General features: G+C 68.7%; 4 protein-coding genes. All 4 read right to left on the reverse strand.

Annotation, left to right across the window (positions count from 1 at the left end; translation table 11 throughout):
- Window positions 1-42: 42 nt before the first annotated feature.
- Window positions 43-4,947 (reverse strand): class I SAM-dependent DNA methyltransferase, encoded by a 4,905-nt coding sequence (locus ACFVN3_RS00880; RefSeq protein ID WP_378229600.1) that lies wholly within the window; start codon window positions 4,945-4,947, stop codon window positions 43-45.
- The gene (locus ACFVN3_RS00885; RefSeq protein WP_378229602.1) at window positions 4,947-7,904 is read right to left on the reverse strand and encodes a helicase-related protein; all 2,958 of its coding nucleotides are present in this window, start codon (window positions 7,902-7,904) and stop codon (window positions 4,947-4,949) included. The genes ACFVN3_RS00880 and ACFVN3_RS00885 overlap by 1 nt, the downstream gene beginning before the upstream one ends.
- A gap of 159 nt (window positions 7,905-8,063) precedes the next feature.
- The gene (locus tag ACFVN3_RS00890) at window positions 8,064-8,303 is read right to left on the reverse strand and encodes a hypothetical protein (RefSeq protein ID WP_378229604.1); all 240 of its coding nucleotides are present in this window, start codon (window positions 8,301-8,303) and stop codon (window positions 8,064-8,066) included.
- Between the two features lie 27 nt (window positions 8,304-8,330).
- Complete coding sequence (locus tag ACFVN3_RS00895) at window positions 8,331-13,568, reverse strand: DEAD/DEAH box helicase (RefSeq protein WP_378229606.1); 5,238 nt, start codon at window positions 13,566-13,568, stop codon at window positions 8,331-8,333.
- Window positions 13,569-13,570: the final 2 nt, after the last annotated feature.

Here is a 13,570-nt window from a genome sequence, read left to right on the forward strand (position 1 = left end):
AACTGGGCAGTGGTTCCGCTGCCGGGGCGCAGCGGTGCTGACTCAGCCGACGTCGCCCGCCCTGACCGCGAGGCGGCGCTCGAACCCGGCGTACGCCTGGCGCATGTGGACCTCGCGGTCGAGAGTCTGGAACGGGAGCTCGTAGGTGTAGGCGACGCCGCTGCCCGGGTGGACGGCGGTGAGATCGTCTTCTGAGAAGCGGCCGTCGTTGCCACCCTTCTTGCGCCAGGTGGCCAGAACGCTGTTCGGGACGAGTCGGCCGTCGTCGTCGTAGTGGTCGCGGTTGCGGTCGTAGCCGTACAGAACCGGGAACTGGGTCCGGTAGATCGTGCACAGCTCGTCCGCGGTCATACCCAGCGACAGAGCCACCAGGGCGTCGATCTCCAGCAGCGCCTGGCGACGGTCCTCCGCCCGGCGCACCGGCGTCTCCGGCGTCCACTCCGGGTCAACGTCGCCGAGATCCACCCAGCCCGTGCGCTCCGGCACTCCGGTCCACGAGTCGTCTCGGAACGCCTCGTCGTAGCACTCCGACCACAGGTCGGCGTAGGCGTCGGTGACGCAGTTCAGGCGAAGGGTTCGCAACATGAGCTCGCGACCGTAGGCGTCGCCTCCGTAGGGAAGGCGCTGCACCGTGGAAAAGAGGATGTCCGACTTAGGGGTGGAACGAACGGTGAAGTCCGCGATGAGGGACTGTAAATATGACGCCGCGAGCACCGTCTTGCGGGTGTCTTTCGGTGACCCAACCGTATAGACGGTCTGGATCTCCGTGCCGTATCGCGGGATGATTGCAGGTATGAGCGTCCGCTCGCCGGTGTTGGCCGCCATACGGCGCCAGGCCAGGCGGTAGAAGGCGCGGGCGGAGACGGTCTCGGTACGGACGGTGGTGCCGTCGGCGCGCGTGGCGGTCTCGACGTGGCGGACGTACTTCGGGTCGACCGTGGGGGAGTCGTCGATGGCCTTGCCGTCCGGGCCGACGACGACGTCGCGGGTCCAATGCGTGTACGCCGCGTCGTAGGCCTTGCGGTCGCCGCGCGGCTTGTACGACGTCGCCGGGATTGCTCCTGCATCGAGTGCTTCAACATCGATCGAGGTCCAGTCGGTGTTGTGGAGCATAGTCTCGTTTGGGCGCTTGTACTGAGGCGTCGCCACACCAATATGCGAGCCCTGGAGAATCGCGACTTCCCATGACTGGGGCACGCCCCATGCAGCATCGAAGCGGCCCTTCGTCCTGTCGTTCTTCTCGTGCCAGCCCGCGGAGAACTGCAGTTCCAGGGAATCGACGCGTGGTCCCGAAGATAGCGCATCGAGCACGTCCGCCGCCGATCGGTTGACTGCATAGATCATCCGGCTTTGCCGCACCGGAACGCCACTGCTCTCGAGCACCTGCTTCCACGTGCCGAGCACTTCGTCATTGACGCTGACGATCCGAGCAGCATGCGGCCTGACGTCCCAGCGGCCCTCTAGGTCCTTAATTCCCGGCTCAGGGCCGTTGCCATCGTGAGCAAGCGACCTCTCGACTGTGTCCGGATGGTACAGCGACGCGGCTTGGATGAAACGGGGTGCGCCGGAGGGGCCGTAGATGTTGATCCCATATCGCTTTTGGTGCTGAATCTCGAAAAGTTGGTGTTCGTTAATGAATTGCCAGTGTCGGCGCAGGCGCTCGTAGGTTGCGGCGCGGAGCGCTCCGGCCCTCTCGTCTGTGAAGTGAGATTCGAGATGGATAAGGGCCGTCATCCCGAGTGGAGATTGATGACGCCAACTCTGCTCCATGAAGCAGCGGTAGAGGTCGGGCTGAAGGCCTGCCAGGAGTGGGTAGTCCTGGACCGAACTCAGGAACCGCTTGGTGACCTCGACGTCGCCGATCGCTCCGGCGACGAAGTCGACCATGTCTTCGGTGGCGAGGGCCGACTCTCGGTGCGCGGCTAGTTCCGAATGGGTCGCCTTGTTCTTGAGTTGCCACCAGGGGTCGGCCTCGGCGAGTAGCGCTTCGAGATCGACCACGGGGCGGACCCACGGCGGATTCCCGACCTGCAAGTCGAACCCGCCCCGCTCTGCGAACACCGACGAGAAGTCGAGCTCCCAGTGGAAGAATGCCTGTTGCCGGGCGACCCGTTGGCACACGACGAGCCACGGGTGCTCGCGTAGCACCCGTTCCGGCGATGCGACACCGGCGAACGAGAGCTCGAACTCCTCGGCCTCGTTGAGCTCGTCCCAGTCGGCAGTCGACCCAAGGGTCTGGTCGCCACCGGTCCACTTCCGTCCACGCCCCGAGGCTCCGGTCTCGGCGTGGACGCCGAGCACGGCTCGCAGCCCAGCGATCCATTCGTCTAGGGTCGGCGGCTCGAGGCTCTCCTCGGAACCGTCGTCCGACTTAACCCGGGTTAACCCGTCAGTCAGCGGCCAGAACCACATTGCCGACCACGCGTCCATGACGAGCCGGAGCCGCTGGTAGGCACCCTTCGCATCGGCGAGTGCCTCCTCGATCTGCTCGCGCGTGACGTCCCCGCCGACAGGCAGGTCTTCGGCGCCCCACACGTCGATGGACCGCCGGATTTGGTCTTCGGCGATACGGAGCCGCTGGTGCGCGAGGTCCCACAGCGCCTCGACGCGGTGGGCGAGGTTGACCAGCTCATTCGCCTGCTTCTTCGACGGAGCGACGAGCACCGTCTTCCGCCACGCCTTGAGGCGGGCGAGCGCCTCAGGCGCGAGCTCCTTGGCCTCCTTCGCCTCGACGGCGCTGCCCCAGCCGGCGGCGGGCAGCAGGAAGTGGTGGATCCTCCCGCCCACGTCGCCGAGCGAGCTCGACCGCCCGGCGGCGCGATCGGCGTCGGACGGCGTGAGTGGCACGTCCGCCGGCACCGCGGTGAGCCAGGCCTTCTTGGCGAGCTCGTCGCGGCGATACACCGCGCGTCGTGCGCCGATGAGGGAGTTGCCGCGCTTGAGGTGCAGACCGAACCATGGCGCTTGCAGCCCCTTGCCCATGGTGTCGAGCCACAGGGAAATCTCGGCGAGCTCGACGGCAGTGCCGTTGAGGTCCACCCCGTACACGTTGTGCAGGGCGATGTACGCCTTGACCTTCTGCAACTCTGCCGCGTACGCGTCGGGGTCGATGCGCTTGCCCGTCTCCTCCTGCTTGCGCCGCAGGTATGCGGCGGCGAGCTGGCGCACCGCCTCGATGGCGAACGCACCGGAGCCGAGCGCCGGCTCGCACACCGTGAGGTCGAGGATCTCGCGTGCTGACATCTTGCGGGGGACCTCGCGGCCCTCCCACTCGACGGAGCCTTCCTTGACCTCGTCCGGGCCGATGAGCTCGACGAGGGCCTGCGACACGGTGAATCGGGTCAGCACCTCGGGCGTGTAGTAGGAGGCCGACTGCTGCCGTTCCCGCCCCGCGAGCCGGTAGACGAACGTCCCCCGCTCGTGGACCACGGGCTTGAGCTCCTTGGTCACCGGGTCCTCGGCGCGGACGAAGTCCTTGGCAGCGATCCCCTCGGCGCGGGTCGTCGGCACGACCCACGAGCCCTTCTCCGCGTTGCCGTCTCTCGCGACCTCGTAGAGGTCCTCCTCGGCGAAGAAGCCCGTGTAGCTCATCAGGCCCTCGTACACCGCACCGAGCTGGTTGATGCCCAGCTCCGCGTAGGAGATGAACCCGCGGTCCTTTCCCTTGACCTCCTTGCTGAGCAGGAGGTGACGGAGCACCTCCTGCACCGTGCCGTTCCCCAGGTGAACCTCGTCCACCAGGGCCGTCGCCGCGGGCGCGAAGAGGTCGGCCTTGAGGGACCGGAAGGTCAGGCCCTCGGTCTCGCCGCCGCCGTCGGGCGCGGTGCCGCCCTCGTGCCCGCGGTCGACGAGTCGGCACAGGACGTGCAACGACTCGTACAGGTGCGTGCCTCGTTCGGCCGACGCGCTCGCCAGCTCGACGAGAGTCAGCTCGCGCATACGGTCGAGGCTGTACCCGCGCTCGTACGCCGGGTCGCCGACGGGTAGCACGCCGAGCTCGGGCGACGCCTCCGCGTAGAGGAGGAAGAGGATGCGGTAGAGGAACCGCAAGGACTGCTTCGCCAGCGTCTGCGCCTCAGACTGCGGGAGCGGGTCGAGGCCCTGCGCCCGGCGCCGCTCCACGACCTCGTTGGCGATGAGCTCGATCGACAGGCGCACTCCTTCGCGCAGGTCCTTCGAGACGCCGACCGTGTGCTTCACGGAGTCCTCGAGGACGCCTGACCACCAGACGTTGCCCTCAGCGTCGGGCGCGAGGGACTGCGCGGCCAGGCACGTCAGTGCGCGGTCGATCTCTCCCCCGCGCTTCGCGTCCGCGCGCTCGGCCACGAGCTGGAGGTCGACGGCGAGGTACCGGCCCTCCGCCCAGCGCGCCCTCTCCGCGACGAGCGCCGTGCCCCCGGCGAGGACGAGCGCGAAGTCGGGCGCGTCGTCGGACACGAACAGGTACGACAGGAGGCGAGCGACCGAGTGGACCTGGGTGGACTCGTCCACGTCGAACGGAACGAGCAGCGTGCGGTCCGCCGGCGACGGCTTGTGCGCATCGCCCTTGGCGAGGAGCGACTCGACGTCCTTGACGGCGACGGCCTCGACGATCGCCAGCGGGGCCGCGCCCTTCAGGCCTGTGGCGTGCACACGCAGGACCGGGCCGGAGCGCTCGGCGACGAGGCCCGCACCCTCGAACCCGAGCACCCGGCGCAACCGCTCGTACAACATGGGCAGCTCAGGGCTACGACCGCCCTCCTCGCCGAACGACGCGAAGACCGACAACAGCTCGCCGCGCGACTCCGTGAAGCGCGACCGCGTCGTCGCACGACCCTCCGCGGTCTCGGCGTCCCACTCCTTGCGGCGGTCCAGCACGCGCGCCTGGAACGACTGCTTGCCGTCCGTCGCGAAGTAGTGCTCGCTGATCCAGTCCTCGCCGACGACGATCGCGTCGCTCACCGCCATCAGTGCTGGTCCTCCTCGATCGGTGAAACCCAGGTTTCAGGACCGGCGACCTGGGGAGGGGCGCCCGACCACGTCGCCGGCACCACGACGAGGAGCGGGCGCACGAGAGTCCGGTCGGGGAGCATCGACTCCGCGAGGCGCGTCTCTTCGTCCACGCGCTCCTTGCGGCTGCGCAGCTCGTCGCGCTGCACGAGCACCTGCGACTCGAGGCGCCACTTCCGGCTGCGCTCCTGCCAGCTGCTCACCCGGCGCTCCGTCTCGGCCCGGATGGCGGCCACCTGGTCGGCGATCGGGGCGTCCGAGGCACGCACCGCCTCAGCCACGAACGGCTGCAGCTGCTCGGCGGCACGGAGTGCGCCCGTGTTGACCGCCTCGAGAGCCAGCGCCGCGATCGCCTCGGAGGCCGACGGGAACACCTGGGCGAGCGCGAACTGCGGATCGCTCTCGTCGGGGAAGATCGCATGGATGTACGACGTCGCGACGACCTGTCCCCGCTTGTTCGTCAGCGTGCCCTGCAGCAGCACGGTGACCTGGTCGACCGCGCCGCGCACCGCGAACACCTGGTCGCGACCGAGCACGGCGAGCGCCCTGTCGGCGGCCCAGTCGACGACCGGGTGCAGCGGGGCGAGGTAGTGCGCCTCGGGCCAGGTCGACGTCGACTCGCTGGTCCGCGCCTGGACCAGCTCCGCCTTGCCACGCGCCGAGGTGGTCGCCAGCTTGAGGGTCTGCGTCACGTCGCGAGCGTCCAGGTACGACTGTGGGAGGACCTCCAGCCGCTGTCGCAGGTCGCGCGGCGGGCGGAGGCTCGCCACGCCGTGGGCCGACGGCGGCGTCCACCCCACCCCGTTCGGCGGCGCCATACCCGGCGTCGGGCTGATCTCGTGCACCGCATCCGTGAGGAACGCGAGCTCGCCGTCGTACAGGCCCGACGTGCCCACGGCGGCCGGCGACCCGTTCGTCGGGACCACGGGGGCGGCGTCGGGCACCTCCGTGCCCGAACCGAGGCTGAGGAGGCGCGCGAGGAAGCCGTCGATGCCGTCGGCCGCCGCGACGTCCTCCGGGCTGCGGACCACGTCGTCCAGGTCCTTCTGCCCCCGGATGACCTCCTCGATGGCCTTCTCCTCCGCCGCGACGTCGTACGTGCCCATGAGGGACGCGGAGTCGCCGAGGGCCTTGTGGGCCTCGTGCTCGCGCTCGACGAGCCGCGTGAGCACGCGGATGTCCCCGCCGAAGCGGTCCGTCGTCGTCGGCTGCAGGAGGAGCGTGACGATCTGCGGGGCGAGCTTCTGCCCGTAGCGGTCGATGCGGCCGTTGCGCTGCTCGATCCGGATGAGGCTCCACGGGATGTCGTAGTGGATGAGGTGGTGGCATTGGCTGTGCAGGTTCACGCCCTCGGAGGCGACATCTCCCGTGACCAGCACGCGGATCGGCGACGACGCAAGCTTGAACGAGTCCACGACGTCCTGCTGCTCGACGTCGCTCAGACCCCCGTGCAGCACCTGCACCTGGTCCTTCGTCATGCCGAGATCCCGGACGAGCTTCTCCTGGAGCCAGCCGAGGGTGGCGACGCGCTCGGCGAAGACGACGGCACGAGCCGTGCTCGTGCGGGCGACGCCGATGCTGCGGAGCTCGGCGAGCAGGGCGTCGTACTTGCCTGAGCGCTGGGTCAGCGCGGCATCGGCTAGGTGCTGGAGGCGTTCCAGCGCGGAAACCTCGGCGCCGACGCCCACCTCCTGGCGCTCCCGGAGCGTGCGCAGGCGGTTGTGGACCGAGTCCGCGAGTGCCGCCGGCGAGGAGAGGAACGCCTTGGCGAGCGTCCACGGGAAGAGGGTCAAGGCCTTGCCCGAGTACGGGCTGCGGCCGGACGCCGGCCACAGCCACACCTGCTCCAGCTCGCGCGCGATCTCCTCCTCGACCGGCGAGGCCGGCACGAGCTCGTTGCGTGGCGGGAGGCGTTCCGCCCAGTCGGAACCGACGACGCTCGCGACGTCGGGCGAGTGGCGGTGCCTGCGGATGATGAGGCGCCGAACCTCTTCCTCCACGAGCGTCCCGTCCGGGCGGACGGCACTCGGCTCGAGCATGCGGACCAGCTCCGCGAACGACTCGGCGCGTCCGTTGTGGGGGGTCGCGCTCGCGAGGACCAGAGCGTCCGTGCGCTCGGCAAGGAGGTTCGCGAGGCGGTTGTTCTGCGTCGAGGTGTTCGTGACGTTGTGCGACTCGTCGATCACGACGGCGTCCCAGCGCTGCTTGCGCAGGTGCGCCACGTACTTGTCGCTCTTCAGCGTGTCGATCGAGATGATCACGCGCTTGAAGAACGCGAACGGGTTGCGGTTCGCCGGCAGCTTCTGGCGGATCCTCTGGATGCCCGTGCTGTCCAGGCGGACGAACGGCAGGGCGAAGCGCGTCCAGAGCTCGAACTGCATCTGCTCCAGGACATGCTTGGGCGTGACGACGAGGATGCGTTCCCCTCGGCCTCGGCGCGCGAGCTCGGAGAGGATCATGCCGATCTCGAGCGTCTTGCCCAGGCCGACCGCATCCGCCAGAAGGATGCGGGGGCGCAGGTTGTCCGGGTCGAGCGCCTGGCGCACCGCTGCGAGCTGGTAGTCGAGCGGGTCCGCGAGGGCACGGTGCGCCGTCGTGAGGCTCGGGTCCGCGACGGGGACCGGCGTCTTGCGGAGCATCGCCTCCAGCCACAGACGAGTTCGGCGGTACTTCGGCGACTCGTCGGCGACGACGCGGGTCGCCGAAGGGTCCACCTCCTGGACGTCGTCGATCGCTGTGCTGAACACGGCCTCCGTGTCGCGAACCAGCTCCGACAGGCCGAGGACATGGACGAAATGACCGTCTGTCGTCGGCTCGATCGACGTGACGAGCCAGGACTCGTCACGGACGATGACGGTGGAGCCTGGGGCTCCGGTGAACGTCGGCCGGGTGGACTGGTCGGTCGCCGTCGTCACGTGCTGGTACTCCTCTGCGGTGCTGCGGCAGGGAGCACCCCTGCCTGGTGGATCCTATCGGCGAGACCGGGCGCCCTCGGGGCCTTTCGGGAGTCCTCCGGGAGGACATCGCGCACCCGCCGGAGCAGTCTCATGACCGCCGCCGAACGGGCATCCTTGTCAACGCACCCCGGGGAAGACCGACTTGATGACCGCGACGAGCTCGGCAGCGCGTTCTTCGTCCAGCTGGATCGACTGGCTGATCGTGCCGACGTCCTTGCGCTCCGGCGAGCCGTAGGTGTCGAGCTGGAGGACCTGCTCTCCGTCGCGAGACGAGACCCGCCACGTGCAGTCTGACCTCGAGTGTGGTCGCCGACCCTCCAGCGGGTCCAACGGCGAGAGCGAGACGATGTAGGCCATTGCGGTAGTTCCTTCTCGGGTTCCTGGTCACGCGACGAACTGGCTGAAGACCTTGTCGGGGCGGTTGCGGAGAGTCCGCGCGTCGCTCCAACGGACGGAGAAGCTGTCGGCGCTGAGCGACTCCGCAACTCGACGCTGCACCTCCTCGAGGTGGTCGACGTCGCGTGACCACAACGGGTGACCGACAGGGACCGCGATCTTCCCTGCCGTCAGGACGGTCACGCCGTCACGCTCCTCGATCGCGATCCGTCCCGGACCGTCCTCGACCGCCTCCCCGAATCCTCGGACGAAGCCTCGCGCGGCACGCTCGGTCACCTCGCGCCAGCGGTCGGTGTCAAGAGCACGCCCGAGGGCCAGGTCTGCGACATCGAGCGCGAGGCGCCAGTCGAGCGCGCCATGCAGGTGGCGGTTGTCCCAGGAGCGCAAGCAGTCCGGGCACGAGGTGTCACACCTCGTGTGCGAAGCATCGGCCCAGGAGGTGGCGATCTGGCCGTGGAGTCGGTCCAAGACGGAACCCACGCGTCTGCGGGCCAGCTCGAGCGCATAGCCGGCGCCGTTGTCCAGCGTGTCCGCCAGATAGACGGCCGCCGTTCGGACCCCTTCGATCGTGCGTGGCTGGATGCCCACCGTGAGCTCGGCCGGGTCGATGTCGAGCTCCGACTGGCAGCCGCGACGCAACGCCTCCGCGAAGGAGAGCATCGCAGCGTTGCCGGACGGGCAGTCGCCCCGGGCCGTCGCGACTACACCGCTCTCGAGGCTGGCTCCTCGGATCAGGAGCAGTGCGGCGTCTGTCGTGCGCACCTCGCCGATCGCTGCCTCACCCACCTTGGGCATCGTCGGCGCGGAGCTGCTCTCGAGCGGGACGATGACCGACTTGTCTGAGTGCTGGTACATCGTGAAGAGCTGACCGTTGCTGTCGTTGATGGTGAGGAGCTTCGCCTGCTCCAGCATCCAGACGTCGAGCGCGCCGACTCTCTCTGCCGGCTGCCCCGGGTTCAACCACCCCAGGACCGGACGGGACGCTCCAGCAGCGCGACGATCCTCGATCTTGCCGTCCGTGCGCTCCGGGTGCGTCCTGAACCCGCTGGGCTCGTACATCGCGACCTCGCGCACGGACGAACCGCAGACGGGGCAGCTCGACCACTTCTCCGACACCGTCGAGGCAGAGCACTCCTGACACCGTGTCACCGTGAGGCGGGCCGAGAGGGGGTTGACGGAGTACGGCTTGTTGTCGAAACCTCGGCGCCACGCAACAAAGCCGTTCGCCGTGTACACCCAGCCGTCGCGCACGACCTGCGCTCCGGGTGCGAAGAGCGAGACGGCCTGGCCCAACGGGCGGTCGCTCAGCTCGTCCGCCGTCACCTTGCCGCCAGCGTCGGTGCGGTACAGGTAGCGCACCCGAGTCGGGAACCCGAACATCGGCAGCACGCCTGCGTTGGCGAGGCGTTCGCTCAGCGACGTCTGCGTGTGAGCCTCGTTCTCGACAGCGTCATCGATCTCGAGCACCAGGGTGTCCCGAACCCAGTGCGCGACGTCATCGAGGTCCGCCGCACCGACACCTGTCAGGGCACTCAGCCGACCGATGACCGGCTGAACGTCGTCACTGGTCATCAACCACTTCTCGACGCCCTCCCGGTGAGCCTCCCACTCCTTCACGTCGCCGAAGGCGCCGTGGACGTTGTCACCCCGCGGGGCGGGCGGTGTCGGGAGAGAGGCGAACGCACGCCGCAACAGCTCCGCCGCCACGACGCGGCGCAGGATGCGCACGCGGCTGGTGTCGAGGAACGGCTGTGGCGGAGCGTCACCGGTGATCCGGTGGGAGTTGGCGAAGTAGTAGTCGTCGTGCGAACGGTCCCGGCAGAGCGTCGCTGCGAACGAGAAGGCCTGGCCCGCGCGACCCGCACGACCGACACGCTGCTGGTAGTTGAACCGTTGCGGCGGCATGTTGCCCATGACCGTCGAGCGCAACGACCCGATGTCGACGCCGACCTCCATCGTGGTGGTCACGCTGAGTACGTCGAGCGGGGTCGCGCGACTGTTCTCCTTGGGTGCAGGAAGAAGTGCTCCTCGGAAGACGCGCTGCCGTCTGCGCTGCTCCTCCGGCGGTCGGGTCTGGCCTGTCAGCTCCGCGACAGCGAGCCGTTGCGGCTTCTGACCGGTGAGCCAGGCGTAGTAGTCCGACTCGCCCAGCGACGACACCGCTACGACCTCGAGCTCTCCGGCGCACCCTTCTCGTGTGCATGTACCTGCGGACGGATGCAGATGACGACGACTGCACAGGTCGCACACCCAGACGTCGTCTCCGGCGGGGACGAGATCGAGCGGAAGGTCGAGGCGGTCGAGATGGACCAGTCCGGAGTCGAGGAGCCCCGCCAGACGAGCGTCGATGCTGCCCTGCAGCTCGTCGGCATCGATGCCCGCTCGCAGGGCGACACGCTTCACGTAGTCGACCGCCGCCTTCACGCGTCCCTTGGCGTCGGACGCGCGGTCCTGAGGAAGCCAACGGTCCGCGGCGAGGATGATCCGCAGGCTCGAGCGGACCGCCTGTGCGATGACGTCCTCGTCTCCCCCGACACTGCGAGGAACGAGAGATGCGACCAGCGTCTCCTCCGAGTCCCTCTCGGCGGACCCGAGCAGCACGTCGCCCAGCGACGACGCCAGGTGGTTGCGGAAGTTCCTCTGCAGGTCCGCGCGAAGCGCGGCCGGTGCGATCGGCTCCCACTCGCCCGGCACCGGGGGCTCGAAGGCGCGGTACCACGGGCTGCCGTCGTCCAGCTTCAGCAAGGACGCTCTCGGTCCGCCAGGCGGCACGCCGAGCTCGACGAGTCGTCTGCTCACCTGGTTGACCAGGTTCGGCCACTCCCACGCCACCGCAGCGGCTTGCTCGGCCTCGAACGAGCTGATGAGCTCGCGATGAGCGTCCTGGGCCACGCCCAGGTGATCGAGCATGTAGGCCTGGTTGACCTGGGAGTGCTTGGCGACGAGCTCACCGTACCGGGCCTGCAGCGCACCCTCGAGCGTTCCTCTCACCCCAGCCCTGAGGATTGCCGCGACATCCTCCGACGGGGCCGCGAGCACCTGCTGCACCTGTTGCCGGACGAGATCGGCATAGTGGTTCATCGAGAGACCTACGGCCATGCGCGCTGCATCGTCTCGAGAGTCGGTGAACACGATCGTCCGGCTCGACTCCCTGTCGTCGCCCAGCTCGCGGAAGATCTCGGAGACCAGGAGCTGGGCGGCCTGGGTCGCACCCTGCGTGTGAGCGCGCAGCGCCGACGAGACACGGCCCGTCTCAAAGCCCCGCTGTCGCCGGTGGTGCCCGCAGCGCGGACAGTGCGAAGGCAGTGCCGGTGGCTCCCAGGAGGCGTCGGGGCCGGAGCTCGTGACCACGGTCCCCGTCGCCTCGTCAGGACCTGGCCGGAGGAATCCGGACCGAGGGTCGAACGACGCAGCGGTAAAGTTGAACTTCCACGGCTTCTTGCCGGGCCCCGTGTGCTGCCACGACATCCCGACTCCCTCTCGGCGGGGCAGGTACCAGCGGTACTCGTGCCGGCGCCGCTCGAACACGAGTCGCGCTCTCTCCGCGTCGCTCTCGCTCGGGTCGACGCCGAGGAAGGCCCCTCCGTCGTCCAGCGAGGAGAGGACATGGCCGCCGAGGCTCGCGTCGCCACAGTTCCCGCAGTAGAGCAGCTCGAGCACCCGAGAACCGCACGCGCACTGACGGGCCGGGCGGGCGAAGAGCCTTCCGACCCCGGGTACGGACCTACCTTCGCCGGGAACCTCGGTGCACTCCGGGTCGCTGCACGCCCACATGCCCCGCATCGTCCGCATGAAGTAGTGGGCCCTGAAGGGGATGGCGTTCGAGGACGGTGACTCCACGATCTTCTCGAGGGCACGGGTCACTCTCTCCAGCCCGCCCGTCCCCTCGCCGAACGCGCGCGTCTCGATGTCCTCGAGAGAGGTGGCGCGGGGAGGTGCGTCCCCGTCGCGGCACGCGCTCGCCAGGATCGCCTCGAGGCTTGCAGATGAACGGCCGGACAGGGCGTCGTCGAGACGGACAGGAAGCGTGACGTCGACTGTTCGGGGCGCGCCACTGATCTGCTCGAACGACGCTCTCGGAACGCCGAAGAACTGCTCGAGATACTCGCCCTTGTCCGCATCGAGGGAGGCGCTCGTCCCGATGACGCGCAGCTGCGGCGAGTCAGCGGCGAGCCCGATCCTGAGCAACAGGTTGCGGAGGATGAGGGCCACCTCTGAGCCCTGCGTACCCCGGTAGAGGTGCAGCTCGTCGACCACCAGGGTGAACTTTCGCGACCGGTCTGCCTCCAGCCACCGCCTCGTCGCCTCGAAGATCGGCTCCTCCATCTGCCGCATCAGCATGATGTTGAGCATCGAGTAGTTCGTCACCAGGATGTCGGGCGGTGTCCGGACCATGTCCCACCGCGTCAGGAGCTCGACGCGCCGCGGATCGGACAGGAAGTCCGTGATCGACGCATCGGCTGCCGCCAGCGAGTCGTACTCGTCGACCAGCTTGCGCATCTCCTCGGCGACTGTCGCCAGCCGCGAGTGGGTTCCCGTGGACGACGGCAGGGTCGTCCCGCCCGGAGCCGCGGAGGTGTACCGGCCGAACCACAGCGCCGGCCCTCCAGCGTCCTGGATACGACGGGCCGTCCGCCGCAGTCGCGACATCTGGTCCTCGACGAGCGCGTTCGTCGGGTACAGCACGAGCGTCCGGACCGCCGGATCTCTGGTCTCACCCGACCGCACGGCGGTCCAGCGCAGTGGCGCGCTGTCCCACCATCGAACTTCTGATCGAGGACCAGGAGCCCAGTCACGTGCCTCGATCAGCAGTCGAGCGAGGACCGGAAGGAGGAAGGACTCTGTCTTTCCCGAGCCCGTGCCCGACGTCACGACCGGGTTGGTCGTGACGACCTCACTCATCGCCACCGCTAGAGCGTCAGCCTGGTGCTGTCGCAGCATGAGGCCGTCAACGTTGTCGACGCCGAAGAGCCCCCCGAGGAGCCATCGCGCCTCGTGAGGGCGCAGGCCTGCGGCTGCGCACGCCTCGAGACCATCCTCCGTCCCGTCGTACGGGAGAACAGGCTCGAGCAGAGGGTGCGGAACGAGCGGTGTCTCCTCCGTGAGGAGCCGCCGGCGCTCGCGACGGAGCGACTCGTCACGGAGGTAGAACGCCGTGTCGATGTAGCGCAGGAGCGTCTCGCGAAGGTTGTCGCCGACGCTGACGGGGTTGGGCTGGGAGGCCATCG

The sequence above is a fragment of the Cellulosimicrobium sp. NPDC057862 genome (assembly GCF_042797035.1).
In the GTDB taxonomy this organism is placed as follows: Bacteria; Actinomycetota; Actinomycetes; order Actinomycetales; family Cellulomonadaceae; genus Cellulosimicrobium.

Excerpts from the sequence above, each read along its gene's own strand:
- ACFVN3_RS00880 (WP_378229600.1), bottom strand. The coding sequence starts at position 4,947 with ATGGCGGTGAGCGACGCGATCGTCGTCGGCGAGGACTGGATCAGCGAG.
- ACFVN3_RS00890 (WP_378229604.1), bottom strand. The coding sequence starts at position 8,303 with ATGGCCTACATCGTCTCGCTCTCGCCGTTGGACCCGCTGGAGGGTCGG.
- ACFVN3_RS00895 (WP_378229606.1), bottom strand. The coding sequence starts at position 13,568 with ATGGCCTCCCAGCCCAACCCCGTCAGCGTCGGCGACAACCTTCGCGAG.